This window comes from Ruoffia halotolerans (genome assembly GCF_014049385.1).
Lineage (GTDB): Bacteria > Bacillota > Bacilli > Lactobacillales > Aerococcaceae > Ruoffia > Ruoffia halotolerans.
This window is the reverse complement of record NZ_JACAOA010000002.1, coordinates 1-19,506: the sequence shown is the minus strand read 5'-3', so window position 1 is coordinate 19,506 and position 19,506 is coordinate 1. Positions and strand designations below refer to the sequence as shown.

Here is a 19,506-nt window from a genome sequence, read left to right as displayed (position 1 = left end):
GCATAATACGACATGTTGGGTTAGAATACAGTAGCAGCACAATATATAGTGCTAATGGAACATTTTCACAAAGGAGTAATATAAATATGACTCAAACAACACATCAACATGTGACATGGAACAAAGAACAATTAAATAAAGCCATCGAAGCATTTCCACAAATCTTCCCTATGACAAGCGATATGAATATTACGCACAGTGGGGTTTCAAGAATGGTTATTTTAGATCGCTACTCATATAAAGATGCGGCTAAATCAACGTTAGCGGTTGGAGACCTCGTTATCTTAACGATTAAAGCAGATCCTAAATACCCAGCGAGAGGGATTGGGATTGTGCAAGCCATTGATACAGCTAACAACGAAGTCCTTATTTGGATTGAAGAAGAATACCGAGGTTCATTAGAAGATGAAACAGAACAAAAGACCGGACTTGTCACTCGCAAAATCGAAACGATTGATAAACCGTTAGAAATTTATTATGAACAGATTGCAAAGCGTACCGCCAAAGGTCTTTCGGATGTTGAAACAGATACAGTTAAACGCGAAGAATTAAATGGTCAATACTATACACAATTGAAAGAAATGAATTTTGTTCCCGCGGGTCGTGTGCTTTACGGAGCAGGAACAAACACTGATGTAACTTACTTTAACTGTTATGTGATGCCTTTCATTCCAGATTCACGTGAAGGTATTTCAGATCACCGTAAAGAAGTCATGGAAATTATGAGTCGCGGAGGCGGCGTGGGTACGAATGGGTCAACACTACGTCCAAGAAATACGCTCGCTCGTGGAGTGAACGGGAAGTCATCTGGTTCAGTATCTTGGTTAGATGACATTGCTCAACTGACACACCTTGTAGAACAAGGTGGAAGTCGTCGCGGTGCACAAATGATCATGTTAGCGGACTGGCACCCAGATATTATCGAATTTATTATCTCTAAAATGCAAAACCCGCGCGTTCTACAATACTTAATTGAACAAACAGATGATGAACAAATCAAAACGCTAGCCAAAGAGAAATTAAAATTCACACCTTTAAATCAAACAGAATTATCAATGTATGAAAATATCGTTCGTTACAAATCAATGCCTGGTTTTGGTGGCTTCTCAGAACAAAATATCAAAGACGCTGAAGCTAAACTGCGTGATGGCGGTACTTACAGTGTTAATAATCCTGATTTCTTAACAGGCGCAAACATCTCCGTGACTTTAACAGATGACTTTATGGAAGCCATTGAACAAGACGGCGACTGGACATTAAAATTCCCAGATGTTGAGAACTATACACCTGCTGAAATGGCTGCTTATAATTCAGAATGGCCTGATTCAGGTGATGTACGTGAATGGGCTGACCAAGGATACGGCATTAGAGATTACCGTACGATTAAAGCGAAAGAACTTTGGAAATTAATTAATATTTGTGCAACTTACTCAGCTGAGCCTGGAATTTTCTTTATTGATAATGCGAATAAAGATACAAATGCGAAAGCATACGGTCAAAAAGTTGTCGCGACAAACCCATGTGGTGAACAACCTTTAGCACCATACTCTGTATGTAACTTAGCTGCCGTTAACTTAGCGAATATGGTAAATAAAGACACACATACTGTGGATTATGACCGATTAATTGAAACAGTGAAGACTGGTGTACGTATGCAAGATAACGTGATTGATGCGACACCGTATTTCCTAGAAGAAAATAAAAAACAAGCCCTGGGCGAACGTCGTATCGGTCTAGGTGTAATGGGCTTAGCTGACTTACTCATCTATACTGAACACGTTTATGGATCAGCAGAAGGAAACAAAATTGTTGATGAGGTATTCAAAACAATCGCAGTATCTGCTTACGAAGAATCGATTGCTTTAGCAAAAGAAAAAGGCAGTTTCCCATTCTTAATCGGTGAAAATGATGAAGAAACTCAAGTTCTTCGTCAAAAATTCGTTCAAACAGGCTACATGCAAAAAATGCCGGATCATATCCGTGAAGGTGTGTTAGAACACGGTATTCGTAATTCACACTTATTAACTGTCGCTCCAACTGGAAGTACAGGAACAATGGTTGGTGTAGCAACTGGATTAGAACCTTACTTTGCTTTCAAATACTTCCGTAGTGGACGACTTGGTAAATTTATCGAAGTAAATGCTGAAATTGTTCAAGAATATCTTGATGCACACCCAGAAGCAAACGCTGAAAATTTACCAGAGTTCTTCGTTGAAGCTATGTCACTTGCGCCAGAAGCACACGTTGATGTTCAAACAACGATCCAAAGATGGGTTGATAGTTCAATTTCTAAGACTGTAAACGCACCTAAAGGTTACCAAGTCAGCCAAGTTCAAAGTATTTACGAACGCTTATACAAAGGTGGCGCTAAAGGTGGAACGGTCTATGTGGACGGCTCTCGAGACTCACAAGTATTAACACTTGCGGCTGAAGAGAATGAAGCAGAAAATATCGAATTATTCCCAATGGAAGAGGCGCGTATCGTTGATGACAGTAACGAATTAAGACAATTAGTTGACCTAGCTGAGTCAGAGCACGTTAAAACACAAGGACATACAGACGACGTTGTCTTTGGTTCAGATATTGGAGATACTTGCCCAATTTGTCGTAGTGGGATTGTTCAAGATATTGGTGGATGTAATACATGTACTAACTGTAACGCACAATTACGCTGCGGTTTATAATAAGGAGTATACTTATGCAAATTTACACACGGACAGGCGATTACGGTACCACTCGCATCATCGGTGGAAAGTCTGTTCATAAAGATAGCCAACAAGTCGAGGCTTACGGAACGGTGGATGAATTAAACAGTATTATCGGGATGATTGTTGCTTTAGAAGAAACGCCCAGTGATATGAAAGAAGAGCTCATGCGCATTCAACACTATTTATTCGACTGCGGCAATGACTTAGCAACACCCGAAAAACATGATAAGTATCCATATCGTACGAATGCAGACCTGGTAACTTGGTTAGAAAGTCGCATCGACGAGTATGCAACGATACCTCCAACGGTTGAATCATTTATTCTACCGGGTGGAACGCAACTCGCTGCTCAACTTCACTTTGCACGCACCGTTACAAGACGCGCCGAGCGCCGGATTGTTAGCTTGCAACAAGAACAGACAATTAATCAGCATGTATTAAAGTTTATTAACCGTCTATCTGATTACCTCTTTGCCCTAGCACGTGTGGCCAATAGCCAAGCTGGTGTCGAAGACGTCTTGTATGAACGAAGCGGACGTGTCTTCCATACTGAATTGACAAAAAAAGATATACCAAAATAATTTCAAAAGAGCCATCAGAAAAATTTCTGATGGCTCTTTTATGTGTTACAGTTGCAAAGTCTCCTATTCGTTATCCTTTTGAAGTCATAAATCGTTTTTGAATAATTGGCACCAGTGTCGGCTCTAGCACTAAAAAGAAGGCCACATTCCCAGCCGCATGCATTAAATCAAATGAAATCCCTTGGGCATAATAAACCCAGAAATTAACGACACCAAACATTTGTGAAGAAAATATTGAAATGACAAAACCGTAAATTAATCCAGTCGCTCCAGCGAACACCGCAAAGATTACTCTTCGCGCATTCTGATGGTCCTTTAATCGATTGTATAAAGCCTTTAGAGCACTTGTAAGTAATACAATGATGCCATAGGCCGTAATTTGATAAAGTGTCCAAGGACCCATTCCAAGTAGCATATTCGAAATGACCATCGAAGTGATGGCTACTAGGAGTCCATCCAAAGTTCCCATCTTTAAAGTAATAATTATTAAAATCACTGTGACTGGTTGTACATTTGGTATAAATTGAAAGGCAATTCGCCCAATATGACACAGAGCGGTCAGTAAGGCCAATACTGCTAGACGCTTAACTGTGAAGTACTTACTCATCCTTCGATGGCTTCAAGTTTCCACTCAACTAAGTCACCGTCTGATAACTCTAATTCAGCCGCACCAACTTCAGCCATTTCTCCGTTTAAGTCAAACAACCAGTATTTCCCTGCCTCTTCATCTTGTTCATGTCCGTTAATTGCAGAGATAAAGCCGTCAGCTTCTTCAAGTTCATAATGCTCTTTCATCACATCTAATAGAATCGCGCCTTCTTCAACTTCTAAAACTTGTTCGCCCTCGTCAATTTCTTCTCCATCAACTGTTACTGACACAGTCACCTCAGCTAATACCGCTTGTTCACTTGATTCAACCGGTGTTGAAGCCGTTTCTTCTGTTTGTGTCGTTTCACCACAACCAACTAATACTAAAGTTGACGCTAATAATAGTAACCATTTTTTCATTCTAAATGCCTCCCATATGATTTTGTGACAGATGACAGTATTCACTTCAACTATTTGGAGGGAAAAGCATGGGTTTATTCGAATGGATCGGATATCACTCACTATTTTGCCTCGAAATAGTATGTCGGATAAGTATGCTTGAACAAAGACCTGACTCCATGCCTTTCGCATGATTACAGTGGCGGGACCGTCTCGGAATTTAACCGAACTTCCATATTCAAACTACTTTAAATTTGTATCTATCTCTCTTTATAATAATTATTAATGTAGGACAATGCAAGTTAATTGTCAGTAAAAATAATTGGTCAAACGAAGAATTGAGTATTATAATCTTTATATTCGCATTTTTTGAATGCAAATTTTTTAGACGAAGGAGTTAATTGATTGGAAAATTTTATGATCGGATTCAATGCAGTCATGCCAATGATGCTATACATGGCTTTAGGTCAGTTTTTTACACGCGCAGGTTTCATTAAACAAGACGCTTATGCTCAGTTCAATAAAGCGATTTTTTCTATTTTACTGCCATTGAATTTATTCTCAAATGTTTATAATACGAATATTGCGACGGATTTTAATGGGTTAACTTTATCTTTTAACATTATTTTCGCTGTTTCTGCATTTATTATTTTGGCTTTTATTGTACCTATTTTCGAAAAATCAAATGCAAAACGAGGGGTCATTCTTCAAGGTTCGATTCGTTCAAACGCGATTTTATTCGGTTTACCAATGGGAATAGCTTTACTCGGCCCAGATAATTTAGGTATGGTAACGATTGTTCTAGCAACAATTGTACCTTTAAATAATATCTTCTCTGTAATTGCTTTTTCAATTTATACTGATGAGAAATTCTCATTGAAACGAACAATTAAACAAGTATTGACTAACCCAATGGTTATCTTTACTTTCGCAGGGGTAGTTGTAGCGGTATTGGGTATTAAATTTCCAAGTGTGATTGAAACGACGATGAGAAATTTAACACGTATGACGACACCACTTGCACTCATTGTTATGGGTGGAACGTTTAACTTTGGTAAATTAAAGGATGCTGACTGGTCTCTTTACGGAACTGTTCTTGCACGTTTAGTAATTATTCCTACGATTGCTTTATTCATTGCAGGTGGTTTATTTGACTTTCGTGGAGATGACTTAATATCAGTTTTAATCGCGACGGCTGGACCGACGGCTGTATCTAGTTATGCTCAAGCAGTTGTTGCCGGCGGTGATGGCGATTTAGCAAACCAAATTGTTGTCTTCACAACGGTCGCTTCAATGTTCTCGCTTGTTGTGTTTATTATGATTTTAAAGAATTTAGCTTACTTCTAATACGATGGGCTATCAAGGAAAAACCAGACTTTTCTGAAGTTTGGTGTTTTTTTATGCTTTGTGGTCTTAAGCCAAATGGACTTGCGGTTCGTCTTTAGTTCAGCTAACTCAAGACGAATGGATTCGCCGTTTGGCTTTAGTTCAGCTAACTCAAGACAAATGGATTCGCCGTTTGGCTTTAGTTCAGCTAACTCAAGACAAATGGATTCGCCGTTTGGCTCTAGTCTCAGAAAAAAATCGTGCCAGCGAGATTCCTCTCACCGACACGATTCATCTGTATTATTTAGAACGGTTATTGATATTGATTGCTCCTTGGCGGCCACCAATGGTGATGTTATCACCTAGTTTGATATCTCCACTTAGCATCATTTCACTTAACTCGTCTTCTATTTGTTTTTGAATTGCGCGACGGATTGGTCTTGCTCCATATTCTGGATCGAAGCCAGCGTCAGCAATAATTTCTAGAGCTGTCTCTGTTACACGGGCTTCAATCTCAAGATCATGTAGACGGTTGATGATATCTTGCGCTTGTAATTTAACAATCTCTTTAATTTGATCTTTAGATAATGGGTGGAAGACAATAATTTCGTCAATACGGTTAATGAATTCTGGACGGAATCCACGTTTTACTTCTTCCATAACGCGTGCTTCCATTGCCTTGAAGTCATCTGTGTAGTCCACAGCACCGAATCCGACTGATTTGTCATCACGAAGAGCTGTTGCTCCCAAGTTCGAGGTCATAATGATAATTGTATTACGGAAGTCGACACGACGCCCTTTACCATCTGTCATATGACCATCATCAAATACTTGTAGTAACATATTAAATACATCTGGATGGGCTTTTTCAACCTCATCTAAGAGAATCACACTGTAAGGTTTTTGACGAACTTGCTCAGTCAATTGACCTGCTTCATCATAACCAACGTATCCTGGAGGTGAACCTACTAAACGAGACACACTGTGTTTTTCCATGTATTCAGACATATCCACACGGATCATATTGTCCTCGCTACCAAAGATAGATGCGGCTAAAGCTTTCGCTAATTCAGTCTTACCTACCCCAGTTGGGCCTAAGAACATAAATGAACCGATTGGTCGTTTAGGACTCTTCAAACCACTATATGCACGGCGGATTGCTTTAGATACTGATACAACAGCATCATCTTGACCAATGACCCGTTCATGCAACTCTTCTTCTAAGTGAACAAGACGTTTTGATTCGGCAGCATCTAATTGTTTTACTGGGATCCCTGTCGAAATGGTAATTACTTCTGCGATATCTTCAGGACCCACTTTAAGAATTGCTTCACCTTCACCCTTATCTTTGCTTTCTGCTTTCGCAGCTGCTTCGATTTGAGTTTCAACTTTTTGTTCTTCTTCACGGATTTTGGCTGCAGTGTCAAAATCACGGGCTAAGATAGCTTTTTCTTTTTTATCGGATAATTCGCCTAATTTTTTCTCAAGGTCGCTTAAGTTTGTACTGTGCGTCGTTGCATCAATACGTACTTTAGCTGAAGCCTCATCAATTAAATCAACGGCTTTATCTGGTAAGCGACGTTCAGTTAAGTAACGTGTACTTAATTTAACCGCTGCTTCGACCGCTTCATCAGTAATTTCTACATTGTGGTGTTTTTCGTAACGATCTTTAAGTCCATGAATAATTTGAACAGACTCTTGTTGAGTTGGCTCATCAATTTGGACTTTAGAGAAACGACGCTCTAAGGCTGCATCTTTTTCAATGTGTTTTTGGTACTCATCTAAAGTAGTTGCACCAATGATTTGAATTTCTCCACGAGCTAATGCTGGTTTCAAGATGTTCGCTGCGTCAACAGCACCTTCGGCTGATCCTGCCCCAATTAATGTATGTAACTCATCAATGAAGAGAATCGTATTACCATCTTCGGTAATTTCTTCAATGATTTTCTTCATACGTTCTTCGAATTCACCACGGTATTTCGTTCCCGCAACGAGTGAACCCATATCTAACATCATTAAACGTTTGTTAGCAATGTTTTCAGGCACTCCACCAGAGACAATACGTTCTGCTAGACCCTCTGCGATTGCAGTTTTACCAACACCAGGTTCCCCGACTAATACGGGGTTATTTTTTGAACGGCGACTAACAATTTGTACGATACGACGTATTTCATTCGCACGTCCAACCACTGGATCTAACTTCCCGTCACGCGCTAATTGTGTTAAATCACGTGCAAGTGAATCTAAAGTTGGCGTTGTGGAACTTGCTACTCCATTTTGTTGCTGTTGTTGTTTTTGACGTCCACGACGGCCATTTTGAACGCGTCCTGTTGAATCATTCACGCCAACCATTTCGTAGATTGTTTTTCTTAATTCATTTAAGTCGATACCTAAGTTCTTTAATAGAACTGTTGCTAAGATTTCTTCTTTTAACATACCTAGTAATAAATGCTCTGTTCCAACTTTTGGCACACCTAAACGTTTCGCATCATTCGATGCATTCATAATAATTTTCTTCGAACGTGGTGAGTATGGAATAACAATATCCCCTTGCATACGTGGAGCATTCACTTTACCGTGAATAATTTCTAATTCAGTTAGTAACGTTTGGTAGTCTGCGCCCATACCACGTAAAGCTTTTCCAGCAATACCTGACTCTTCACGAGCTAGACCTAATAAGATATGTTCTGTGCCTACAGCCTGATGTCTTAAGTAATACGCTTGCTCAGCAGCAAAAATCATTACTTGGCGAGCACTTTCAGTAAATAATTCTTCAAACATACTTTCACCTCTTTATTTATATGTAATTCGTAGTTGTTCTAAAAACTTCGACAGAATCAAAGCTCTTGCTTCTTGTTCATGTAACGAGATTGTTTGTAGTAATGCTTTATCAATCAGTGATAATATTAATGCGCCTTCTCGTTCTGTCATTATACTATGGTTGACTAATGTTTCAATAATATTGATTGCACTGCGGTGATTTATACGCGGTCCTATCATTTGGATCATATCGTCAAGGGCGTCGATTTCATCAACTAACTCAACTTTTAGAATCCGTATATAACCCCCACCACCCCGTTTACTTTCTACCATATAGCCATGTTCTTGAGTAAAGCGTGTATTAATAACATAGTTAATCTGTGAAGGTACACAATCAAATTGTTCTGCAATATCACTTCGTTTGATTTCAATTCTTTCACTATTTTTCAAAAAGCTTTTTAAATAAGCTTCAATAATATCCGACATATTTCTTTGTGCCACTATGATCCCCCTTCCACTAACATTGACTATCTTTGACTATTATATAATAAAAAAACTTTCTCGACAACTATTCAGTTTAAGGAAAGAGGACGTTAATGAAGTGATTGTGTGTCTTCTGACCTTCTTTGACCATTATAGCATATCTATTAAAAAAATCAACAATTTGAATTGAAAAAGAGCCCTGATGTCTATCTTAGATAGACATCAGGGCTCCATTTTGTTTAAATATCTTGAATATCTTCTGGCGTCAATATTTTATGACGGAGGGCTTCAAAGGGTTTCAATCTTAAGCCTTCTTCTTCATATTCATTCATTAGAGAACGCTCTTTGGCTTCTTCTCGAATCTGTTTACGGTAGCTTATATCCAAGCTAAATAGTTTATAGATTGTTGCAAAGACCGGTACCCCAAGTAAAATACCTGAAATTCCGAACAAGCCACCACCGACAGTTACGGCTGCTAAGACCCACATACCTGGAAGGCCGATTGAATCACCGACCACACGCGGATAGATAAAATCTCCTTCGAGTTGTTGAACGACAATAACGAAAATGAGATAGATAAATGCATTAATTGGCGATATGGCAAATTGAATAATCACACCAACAAAGCCGGCTAAAAAAGCACCTACTAAAGGAATAAACGCTAAAGCTCCTTGCAAGGCACCTAACATGGCTGCATAAGGCATTTTAATGACCCAAAGTCCGATGGCGACGATAAAGCCTAAGACAAAAGCTTCAATGACCGTTCCAGTAATATAGTTGGAAAAGACATCATCGGTCACATTCAAGATGTTCTTAATAATTCTTACTTGCTCGTCACTCAAATATGAAATCAGGATGTCGTTGAAATTTTTACCTAACCTTTCTTTAGACATTAAAATATAAAGGGCAAACATCACTGATAATACAAATGTTGTCACAGCTGAAGCTGAACTAGATAAAAATGATACAGAAGACTCTGCCACACCTCGAAGCAGTCGGTTTCCAATCTCTGCAAAACTAGACATCACACTACTCCAATTAAAGTCCACTTGTTCCATTAAATCATTAAACATCGGAATAAGATGCTGTTGCTCTTCAACCCAAGTTTGTAAGGAATCTGTCACGGTTGGTACAGCCTCAATTAAAGTAGTAACAGCCGTCACAAGTTGCGGAACAACTAAACCAATGATTCCCGCAACGACTAAAGCAATGACTAGGATTGATAATACAATCGCGAGTGGTCGGCGCGTATGTTGTAACCATTTTTTATCCGTATTGGGATACAATCTTTTCTCAAACTGGTTCATGAGTAGGTTTAAAACGTAAGCCATCATTCCCCCTAAAACAACTGGATAAGCAACCTGCCAAACCACTCCGAGGGCACCTGCTACTTGTGACCAATTAAAAATAATTAAAATAACAACCGCAATAAATAATATCTTTGCTATAAATTGCTTATCAAGTTTAAAATGATTCAAAAAAACACCTCTCTCTTAGTTATAGAATAGGCTAAGAGAGAGATGTAGTCAATTAAATTTGTTTTTGTTTCTAGTCTTTATTAGACTGCGTTATTATGTGTTTCGTTTGCTGTTTTAGCTCCAGCAAAACCAGCGAATGAAGTAATAAACATTGCTACTAATAAGCCTAAGAATACATATAATGAGTATTGAGAAGTTTTATTTGCAACTTCTTCAGCAACTTGTGCACTTTCAGCAAATGCTTGTTCAGCTTGTGCTTGTAAGTCTTCAACAGCTGCTTGAGCATCATTCAATGCTTGTTCAGCTTCTTGACTTGCTTGTCCATAAGCTTCTTGGATATTCGTTACTGCTTCTTCTGCTTCTTGTTCAGATAAATCAGTATTATTTGAGATTGCTTCAGTTAAAGCATCTTCATCTAATTCTTGACCGATTTCGTCAATACGACCTTGGATATTGCTAGTTACGTTCTCAATCTCTTGTTGTGGATCTTGTCCATTAACAACAATATTATAACCTGCTGTGGATACGTCATCAATTGTCGCTTGAACTTGATTATCTAAGTAATCAGGTTGTAATTGTTCAATTTCAGTATCTTCTAATACATCTGTCACAGTTTGTTCTAAATCTTGTGAATCAACATTGATTTCTTGAGCGATTGAATCAAATGCTTCTTGAGATAATGATCCAACAGTATCAGCTGTTCCTGAGATTGCATCTCCTGCAACTTGTCCTGTATAGCCTAAAACTGTTCCTAAAGAATTAAATGCCATACCAACTGCGGATGTCATTAAAGCAAACATCACAATGACACTTACTGCCCAAGTTAAGAAACCATGGATAAAACCAGCTCGATTAGCTGTAATCCCTGTTACATAACCAGCGGCTGCTAGCGATACGATTAATGCTATAATTGTCCAAATAACTAAACTAGTCCCGACACCATCTAATGGGTTTTGGCTTGTAAAATCAGGTGCGCCAAAGCCAATCGCTGCTCCAATTAGTGAGAATAAAATACTAATCGCTACGAACGTTACAACTCCAGCGAAAATCGCACGCCATGACATGTTATTTCCCGCTTTTTCATTGATACCATCTAATATATACTTTTTCATTTCTTCCCCTCCTAAATTTAATGTAATATAATTGTATTAGTATTGTATTACAAAGTCAAAAGATACGCCTTAATGACGCCGAACATACCATTTATAACCAAATATATATTGATTCAATTTATTTATTCGCATACATTATATTGCTTCGATTAATTAACACATAAATCCTTAAGAAGACTTGATATACGGGTAACAAAGACGGATAGTAATGAAGCTTTGTCTTAGAAATTTAGTCGTTCATGAAGCAGATCATATTGTGATGAAAATAATCAAGTCGATTAATCAAACCTATGTTATGATGCTAGATTGAATTGTCTGGGTTTTGTTTATCCTATATACTAAAGACACTTACGAACAAGTTCTTATGAAGTATAGCTTAATAAATCTCTTTTCACTCAAGCTTGCTGGCATCAAGTCTATATCCAGCTAAGAAACTCTCTTCAAACCGGCCTTTGCCACGCAAGTACAACTTACCAAACTCATCAATTAAGCCATGGAATTCTTGGGCTTCCCAGATTGTAAACTGCGGATCAAGTGAAACGAGTCGCCTCATTGCCTTATAATTATCCATTCCAGGAATGCCTAATTTGGTATACAACTTCTGAGCGTACTTATCCGCTACAAAAACCGGCTGGTCGAATATATATAACAAAAGCACATCTGCTGTCTCATCGCCAACTCCATGTAGTTTCAATAATTCCTGGCGTAAGTTACTTTCATACTTTCTAACAATGCCTCTTAAGTCATTATCGTGCTCATTAAACCAGTGAAGTACAGAATGAACTGCCTTGCTCTTATTCTTATAGAAGCCAGCCGGACGAACTAATACCTCTAGCTCTTCTCTTGGCAAGTCCAAAATAGCTTGTGACTCAAATTGCGTCACTTGACCAATATTCATAACCGCTCGCTCAGCATTCGCTGCCGTCGTGTTTTGAATCATAATAGCTCCTACTACAATCTCGACTTTTGATTCTGCCGGCCACCACCCCGTCTCTCCCATCTCTTCAAGTAATCGGTGGAACAATTCATATTGGGTCATTTCTTGCATTCAATTTCCTCCATTATCCAAAGTGTATTCGTATCATTATTGTATCAAATTCATCAACCAAACAACATTTACACCAAATAGCAAAGTTCTCAAACCACCTTTTCATTGGTTTTTCTTCGCATTCAACAACAGCATAAACAGCTTGACCCACATAGTTAACGGGAATATAATTTGAATCAATCCCGTCTGTACTAGATATTTTTGGCTACCTATAGTAATTATATCTGAATCTTGAAGCTTATCTGGATTGCCAACAGCTAAGACTTCACTCTCTGCCAAATCATAAATTTGATCATATAGGCAAAGTCATTGGGTTGTAATTTACTCGTCAATTCAGCCACTTGAAAGTTTCTATCAACTTCTGTACTCAGATAATACTATAAAGTAAATTAAATAGACCTCCTTCCAAATTCCTCTTTTAAATAGCACACGTTTTTGATTCGAGTGATAATTTAATCGGAAGCTATAATCCCATCCCCGCCCACAACAAAAAACACGAAACTCAATTTCTCAAGTTTCGTGCTCGCTCAATTATAAAACTACTCAACAACAACGTGTTTCAATTGCACATCAACAAAGGCATCGGGATGCATATTTTGCACAAAGTCTTTGGCGACGTAAGCATTACTATAAAAGTAAACGGGTACTGTTGGCATCTCATCCATGAAGACCACTTCAGCTTGCTTCAATAGCTCAACTCGAGCCGCTTCATCTGTCTCTACATTGGCTTCATCTAACAATGCTTGATACTCAGCATTCTCCCAACCAGTACGATTCATTCCATTATCTAGTTCATAATACATCTCCAAGAAAGCATTCGGATCATTATATTCCGCCACTGAACCGAGACGTCCTAATTGATAGTTCAAGGTTAATAAGTTATCTAAGTGGACTTGCCATTCTTGGTTGGCAATCTCTACATTAATACCTAAATTACTTACCCAACCTGCCTGTAAATATTGAGCAATGGCACCATGAGTTTCACTTGTGTTGGTTGTCAAAGTAACCGTTAATTCCGAAGGATCATTGAGTCCTAATTCCTCTAATCCTTTAGCTAAATATTCACGCGCTACCTCAAAGTCACCGTCTTGGAAATAGTTATTACTATCTTCAAAACCACGCATCGCTGGGGAGACTAGACCTAAGGCCGGTGTTTCATTAGCTTTCGTAATATTATCAATTAATGTTTGACGGTCAATTCCATAAGCTAACGCTTTACGAATGTTTACATTCGACAACTGTGAATCGGTTACATTCATCTTGTATTCATATAAGGCCGCAAAGTCAACAGTTTCAAGTGTTCCGTCCGCTCTATACGTATCTAAGGCATCTATAGATACAGCATTGAAAGGGATTCCTACAAAATCAATCTCACCTGCTTGGAAAGCCGCATTCGCAGTCGATTCCGCTTCAATAATTTGTATCTCAACTGTCTCTAATTGAACATTCTCATTATCCCAGTACGATGGGCTTTTGCTAAAGACAAAGTAACTATTATGTTCCCATTCTGATAATGTAAAGGGCCCATTTGTTACATAATTTTCTCCACCTTCCAGAGCCCACGACGAATTCTCTTCCACTGTTCTTGGGTTAACTGGATACATCACAGTTGTTCTTGCGGTCAGATCAAGGAAATAGGGTGTTGGATTCTCCAATGTTACCTCCAACGTCTTATCGTCTAAGGCTTTAACACCAACATCTTCTAGCTCTGCTTCACCTAAGTAATAAGCTTGTGCATTTGCTACCTCAAATAAGTCTCCTGCCTTTGGTGATGCTATATCCGGATCTAAGACACGCTTCCAAGCAAATTCGAAGTCCCCAGCAGTCACTGGATCCCCATTCGACCAAGACGCCTCTCTTAGATGGAATGTATAAACTAAACCATCTTCACTCACATCCCATGACTCAGCCATGGCAGGTTCTGGGGCACCCTCTGCATCTGGACGAGTTAAGCCTTCCATTAAGTTTTTAATCATAATACCAGAATAAGTATCAGGAACTAGCGCGGGGTCTAAGACGGGATCACTCGCTAAAGACGTTCTCAAAACACCTGGTTCAGGCGCTTGTGCGAATACACCATGAGCACCTGGTGCAAACATTAAAGAAACTAGCAATAATAAGAATAATTGTTTGATTCGTTTCATTATTTCTCTCTCCTTTTAATTGTTTAGATAACGATAAGCATATTCAGCCATCACTCGTGCACCGTTCTTCAACGCTGCCTCATCCACATTAAATTTATTATGATGATGTTCATAGTGGGTTGCTTCGTCATCACTTTGTGCGCCGACAACCGCGAAGGCTCCTGGTACACCGCCATTCACCATGTAGAAACTAAAATCTTCACCACCCGTCGTCTTACCTTGCTTGACAACATTCTCCTCACCGAAAAACTCGCTTGCTAATCCTTGAACCCTTTGAGCACTCGCTACATCATTATTAACGGGTTGAGTAACATGTTGATAACCAAACTCCACAGACCCACCATACATCGAAGCCACTGCTTGAGCGTAACGTTTTAAGGCTGTTTCTGCTTTTTCGCGCGTAACGGGGTTAAACGTTCTAACTGTTCCTTCTAAGTATGCACGCTCCGCAATGACATTGAAGCGGTCTCCAACATCCATCTTACCAATAGTTACAACAACTGATTCTATTGGACTCATCTCCCGCGCTACAACAGCTTGTGCATTCATCACAAAGCTACTTGCCATCACTGCTGCATCCACACATTTCTCAGGTCTGGCAGCATGCCCCCCCTTTCCGGTAAAGTTAACCGTTAGTAAATCATGTGACGCCATCATCTCGCCTTCTGGACACATGACAACACCTGTTCTAACTCCGCTTTGAATATGGATACCAAAGACGTTATCCACTCCTTCAGTGACACCCTGTTCAATCATCTTCAAAGCACCTTGTCCATTTTCTTCAGAGGGTTGGAATACAAAGCGAACCGTTCCTTGTAAGTCTGCCTTCTCTTTATTCAAAGCTTTCAATGCCGTCAACAACATCGAAGCATGGGTATCATGACCACAAGCATGCATTACACCGTCATTTTTAGAACAATACTCTAAGTCCCGAGTCACTTCATATATAGGTAGAGCATCGATATCGGCTCTCAATAAGACCGTTTTACCTGGCTTATCTCCCACAATCTCACCCACTAATCCCGTGGGTTCCATGAATTTATATGATAAGCCCACTTTATCTAATTCACGCGCAATGCGTTTAGTTGTCTCATATTCTTCCATTGATAACTCAGGATATTGATGTAGTTCGCGACGGAATGCAATCATGTTGGCCTCTTCTTGTAGAATAGACTCATAAAGTTTGTTTGTTAAGTTCATTGTTTTTCCCCTTTTCTAATAATAAAAAATACACCCACCTAGTAATTTACTCTAGGTAGGTGTATTTAATACGACCGGCAAAAAATGCAACACTTGTCACCTTAGCCTACCTAGATATTATGTCTAATATCTATATAGGCTCCTTCAAATAACAGCTTATTATAGATATCGTCGTTCGATAATAATAATAATGCTGTTAATAATATTTGAAGTTGATACGTTAGCAAATGTTGACATATTTTTCACCTCTCTTGTTAATATATTAGAATAATACTTGTATTTCTAATGTTAGTCAACCATTTTCTTGCTTTATTCACACTAAATTCTCATTAATCGTTCTATTTCTTTGAAAATGTATGCAGTAATTGAATAATATGCTCTACACCTTGATAGTAATCTTCAATCCGAATATTCTCATTTGGTGCATGTGCTCCGGACTCGACCCAACCTGTTCCAGCACCTAAGATAGGTACATTCAGGTATTTGCCGAACCCATACATCGGCCCTGTTCCTGCAGAATTTAATTCTAAGATGACATTCTCTTCTCCGTAAACTTCTTTGGCAGAGTTTATCACATCTTCTGTGAATGGATCGGATATATCCGTTCTAAATGGCTTTACTCCAGTTAATAACTCCAAATCAACATCTTTAAAGCCATGATTATCAAAGTGATTGCGTAATAATTCATAGACTTTATCAGGTTCATAACCCGGAACGAGACGAACATCAATCTTAGCCATCGCTTGTCTTGGTAAGACCGTCTTAGTTCCTGGTCCTGTATAGCCTGATAACAAGCCACTAATTGTCATCGTTGGATAAAGAATTAATGCCTCTTGGGCAGAATAATCTAAGCCATCCGTAATTAAAGGCTGCTTTAATCCATAAGTATCTATCGTTGCGGCTTCATTATAAGGAAATGCTGCAACACTCGCTTTCTCAACGTCGGTTGGTTGTGTGCGCATTTCTTTGAACCCATCAACCGTAATATTATTATCCACATCACGCAAAGTTGCTAAAGCATGGACTAAACGCCAAGCCCCATTATCAATCACCGCAGCTTGTGAAGAGTGAATATCAATATCCGCACTGACAACGGATGCTTCAAAGTAGGCAATCCCTTTAACCCCCGCACTAATTACCATTCGCTCTTCGCTATCTTTACTGCCCGATTCCCAAATACAGGCATCTGCACTGAACTTATCTGCATAAGTCTCTAGATACTTATCAATATTAGGACTTCCAATCTCTTCCTCACCTTCAACAAAGAACTTCACATTACAAGGTAAGCCGCCTTCAGTATCTTGAATGGCCTTAATCGCGACAATCCGCGACATAAAGTTCGCCTTATTGTCAGACACACCACGAGCAATAATTTTGCCATCAACAACCGTTGGTTCAAAAGGATTTGTCTTCCATTCATCAATTGGATCTTCTGGTTGAACGTCGTAATGGTTGTAGAATAGTAATGTCTTGTCACTATTACCATTAGCACCGGCTTTGAAATAGCCGTAAACGACAGGATGCCCCCCTAGATCTCCTAGAATTTCACTCTCACCACCAGCTTCAATAATAGTATCTCTAACAAAATTGGCAGTCTCAGGAATTTCACGACCTTGCGCTGAGACGGTCTCATAGCGCAAGTACGTAAATAAGTCCTCCATATATTTGTCTGCGTAATCTTTTGCGATTGCTTTATAATCTACTGTCATAATTATTACTCACCTTTCTACGTGTCTCGACTATTCATTTATTGTAACTTCCTTCAATTGTACATCAACCATACCATCTACGAATAAGTTATTCATACGCTCACTCTTAACTTGTGGGTTACTGTAGTAGTAGATTGGAATAAATGGCATCTCATCCATTAGAATGCGTTCTGCTTCCATATACATCTCATGTTGCACAGCTTCATCTTCTTCAAACAATACTTTATCGAGGATTTCTTGATACTCGGCATTCTCCCAACCCGTTCTGTTCTGGCCTGTATCTGCTGAATAGTAATGTTCTAGGAAAGCATAAGCTGAGTTAAAGTCAACGGTTGGTCCGATGCGTCCGATTTGGTAATTCAATTGATTCATACTTTCAAAATGAACATTAATCTCAGTTGTTTCAATCGTTGCTTGAACACCTAGTTCACGCTCCCACTCACTTTGAATAAATTGCGCTACTGCCATATGTGAATCATTATCGTTCGTTTGAATAACAATTGGCATAGCGGCCGTATCATCATAACCCAACTCTTCCATACCTTGAGCTAAGTAGTCCCGCGCTGTATCATAATCTGCATCTTCAAAGTATCCACGGTCTTCTTCAAAGCCAGCAACGGTTGGTGCAATGCCACCTTTAGCTGGCGTTTGCTCTCCTTTTACGACGTTATCAATCAATTCTTGACGGTTAATCGCTAGTGACAAGGCACGACGAATATTGACATTCGACATAATCTCATCCGTTGTATTCAGCTTGTACATATAGGTTGCACCGATCTCAGTCACATCCATGTCACCATTCGCACGATAACTATCAATCGCATCAGCAGGAATGGTATTGAACGGAATACCAATAAAGTCCAATTCACCACTTTCAAAACTCATGTTCGCTGTCATTGAATCTTCAATAATACGTACATAAACCCCATCTAAATCAACATTATCCACATCCCAATAGCCTTCGTTCTTCTTTAGCGTATAGTCCCCGTTATGATTCCACTCAACGAAGTTAAAGGGCCCATTCGATACAAACTGCTCACCAGCTTCCGTTGCCCAAGAAGGGTTTGCTTCAACGGTCGCTTGATGTACCGGCATCATCGTTGTTTGACGCGCCGTTAATTCAATAAAGTATGGTGCAGGTTCAGTCAATGTCACTTCAAATGTCTCCTCATCCACGGCATTAATCTTAACATCTTCTTGAGACCCTTCGCCCATAAAGTAAGCTTCTGCCCCTTCGATAATGAACATCTTAGACGCATTCGCTGCTGCCGTCTCAGGATTAATGATTCGTTTCCACGCATATTCAAAGTCATTTGCCGTTACAGGATCACCATTATTCCACTGAATCCCTTCACGAAGATGGAATGTATACGTCTTACCGTCTTCACTCACATCCCATGATTCTGCCATTGCCGGTACGATCTCACCGTCATTCGTTGGACGAGTCAAACCTTCCAAAATGTTCTTAATCATTGGCATGGAATAAGAATCTGTTACAAAAGCTGGATCCATAACTGGCTCTGAAGCAACGGATAAGTTCAAAACTTTATCTTCCTGGGCTTCTCCTGTAACATTTGAGGTAAATTGATTGTAAACTTGAATTCCAATTACTGCGACAATCATCACCACAATAATTTTTTTAATGTGTTTCATATGTTGTATCCTCCTAAAATTTATAAAAACAAAAAACCTGCTAAGAATGACGAAAATCTTAGCAGGTTCAAAGATACAACACAGCGTCCCATGTTATCTAAACTTATTATTCCCGCATAAGATTTTCGTCCTATGCGGGACATGCTTAATTAGCACACCACATAGAACCTGAGTAATAATGCTGCGTCTAATAATAAGCTATTTAATTGTAATGAGTTTAGATTGTTCATGAGTAGGCTCCTTTGCTTTTATTTGAGATTAGTATAAATGATTATAAATTAAAAAACAAGGGTTTATCTCATTTATTTTTAATTAAT

General features: G+C 39.1%; 14 protein-coding genes and 1 riboswitch. Of the genes, 3 read left to right on the top strand and 11 right to left on the bottom strand.

Features of this window, described 5'->3' with window-relative positions; all coding sequences use genetic code 11:
* The first annotated feature begins 86 nt into the window (after positions 1-86).
* Positions 87-2,684, top strand: a complete 2,598-nt coding sequence (locus HW423_RS00835; protein WP_218930066.1) for a vitamin B12-dependent ribonucleotide reductase — start codon at positions 87-89, stop codon at positions 2,682-2,684.
* A 14-nt stretch (positions 2,685-2,698) separates the two neighbouring features.
* A complete protein-coding gene (locus tag HW423_RS00830) occupies positions 2,699-3,289 on the top strand; it encodes a cob(I)yrinic acid a,c-diamide adenosyltransferase (protein ID WP_218930065.1) in 591 nt (196 codons plus the stop codon).
* Positions 3,290-3,359: 70 nt separating this feature from the next.
* Here the strand turns inward: HW423_RS00830 and HW423_RS00825 are convergent, their stop codons facing one another.
* Both HW423_RS00825 and HW423_RS00820 read right to left on the bottom strand, forming a co-directional pair.
* Entirely contained in the window at positions 3,360-3,896 is a 537-nt protein-coding gene (locus HW423_RS00825) for an ECF transporter S component (RefSeq protein WP_218930064.1), read from the bottom strand.
* Positions 3,893-4,297: a DUF4430 domain-containing protein gene (locus HW423_RS00820; RefSeq protein WP_218930063.1), complete on the bottom strand. Its 405-nt coding sequence runs from the start codon at positions 4,295-4,297 to the stop codon at positions 3,893-3,895. The genes HW423_RS00825 and HW423_RS00820 overlap by 4 nt, the downstream gene beginning before the upstream one ends.
* A gap of 92 nt (positions 4,298-4,389) precedes the next feature.
* Positions 4,390-4,536: riboswitch (adenosylcobalamin (AdoCbl) riboswitch) on the bottom strand.
* A 145-nt stretch (positions 4,537-4,681) separates the two neighbouring features.
* Between HW423_RS00820 and HW423_RS00815 the strand changes: the two genes are divergently transcribed.
* Positions 4,682-5,623 (top strand): AEC family transporter, encoded by a 942-nt coding sequence (locus HW423_RS00815; protein ID WP_235956191.1) that lies wholly within the window; start codon positions 4,682-4,684, stop codon positions 5,621-5,623.
* 279 nt (positions 5,624-5,902) lie between these two features.
* On the opposite strand, the gene HW423_RS00810 is transcribed toward HW423_RS00815, so the two are convergent.
* The 9 genes from HW423_RS00810 to HW423_RS00770 form a co-directional block, all read right to left on the bottom strand.
* Positions 5,903-8,383, bottom strand: a complete 2,481-nt coding sequence (locus tag HW423_RS00810) for an ATP-dependent Clp protease ATP-binding subunit (RefSeq protein ID WP_218930062.1) — start codon at positions 8,381-8,383, stop codon at positions 5,903-5,905.
* A 12-nt stretch (positions 8,384-8,395) separates the two neighbouring features.
* Positions 8,396-8,863 carry a CtsR family transcriptional regulator gene (locus tag HW423_RS00805; protein WP_218930061.1) on the bottom strand — a complete coding sequence of 156 codons (468 nt, stop codon included), beginning with the start codon at positions 8,861-8,863 and terminating at the stop codon, positions 8,396-8,398.
* A 221-nt stretch (positions 8,864-9,084) separates the two neighbouring features.
* Positions 9,085-10,323, bottom strand: coding sequence for an AI-2E family transporter (locus HW423_RS00800; RefSeq protein WP_218930060.1), 1,239 nt, complete (start codon positions 10,321-10,323; stop codon positions 9,085-9,087).
* An 80-nt stretch (positions 10,324-10,403) separates the two neighbouring features.
* Positions 10,404-11,435, bottom strand: coding sequence for a hypothetical protein (locus HW423_RS00795; RefSeq protein WP_218930059.1), 1,032 nt, complete (start codon positions 11,433-11,435; stop codon positions 10,404-10,406).
* 391 nt (positions 11,436-11,826) lie between these two features.
* A complete protein-coding gene (locus HW423_RS00790; protein ID WP_218930058.1) occupies positions 11,827-12,483 on the bottom strand; it encodes an endonuclease III domain-containing protein in 657 nt (218 codons plus the stop codon).
* A 539-nt stretch (positions 12,484-13,022) separates the two neighbouring features.
* The gene (locus HW423_RS00785; RefSeq protein ID WP_235956190.1) at positions 13,023-14,627 is read right to left on the bottom strand and encodes a peptide ABC transporter substrate-binding protein; all 1,605 of its coding nucleotides are present in this window, start codon (positions 14,625-14,627) and stop codon (positions 13,023-13,025) included.
* Between the two features lie 15 nt (positions 14,628-14,642).
* Positions 14,643-15,827, bottom strand: coding sequence for an amidohydrolase (locus HW423_RS00780; protein WP_235956187.1), 1,185 nt, complete (start codon positions 15,825-15,827; stop codon positions 14,643-14,645).
* Between the two features lie 338 nt (positions 15,828-16,165).
* Positions 16,166-17,536, bottom strand: coding sequence for a M20/M25/M40 family metallo-hydrolase (locus tag HW423_RS00775; RefSeq protein ID WP_218930057.1), 1,371 nt, complete (start codon positions 17,534-17,536; stop codon positions 16,166-16,168).
* A 30-nt stretch (positions 17,537-17,566) separates the two neighbouring features.
* Complete coding sequence (locus tag HW423_RS00770; protein WP_218930056.1) at positions 17,567-19,189, bottom strand: peptide ABC transporter substrate-binding protein; 1,623 nt, start codon at positions 19,187-19,189, stop codon at positions 17,567-17,569.
* Positions 19,190-19,506 lie beyond the last annotated feature (317 nt).

Coding starts and splice junctions, on each gene's coding strand:
- HW423_RS00790 (WP_218930058.1), bottom strand. CDS start 12,483: ATGCAAGAAATGACCCAATATGAATTGTTCCACCGATTACTTGAAGAG.
- HW423_RS00835 (WP_218930066.1), top strand. CDS start 87: ATGACTCAAACAACACATCAACATGTGACATGGAACAAAGAACAATTA.
- HW423_RS00810 (WP_218930062.1), bottom strand. CDS start 8,383: ATGTTTGAAGAATTATTTACTGAAAGTGCTCGCCAAGTAATGATTTTT.
- HW423_RS00785 (WP_235956190.1), bottom strand. CDS start 14,627: ATGAAACGAATCAAACAATTATTCTTATTATTGCTAGTTTCTTTAATG.
- HW423_RS00780 (WP_235956187.1), bottom strand. CDS start 15,827: ATGAACTTAACAAACAAACTTTATGAGTCTATTCTACAAGAAGAGGCC.
- HW423_RS00775 (WP_218930057.1), bottom strand. CDS start 17,536: ATGACAGTAGATTATAAAGCAATCGCAAAAGATTACGCAGACAAATAT.
- HW423_RS00770 (WP_218930056.1), bottom strand. CDS start 19,189: ATGAAACACATTAAAAAAATTATTGTGGTGATGATTGTCGCAGTAATT.
- HW423_RS00825 (WP_218930064.1), bottom strand. CDS start 3,896: ATGAGTAAGTACTTCACAGTTAAGCGTCTAGCAGTATTGGCCTTACTG.
- HW423_RS00830 (WP_218930065.1), top strand. CDS start 2,699: ATGCAAATTTACACACGGACAGGCGATTACGGTACCACTCGCATCATC.
- HW423_RS00820 (WP_218930063.1), bottom strand. CDS start 4,297: ATGAAAAAATGGTTACTATTATTAGCGTCAACTTTAGTATTAGTTGGT.
- HW423_RS00795 (WP_218930059.1), bottom strand. CDS start 11,435: ATGAAAAAGTATATATTAGATGGTATCAATGAAAAAGCGGGAAATAAC.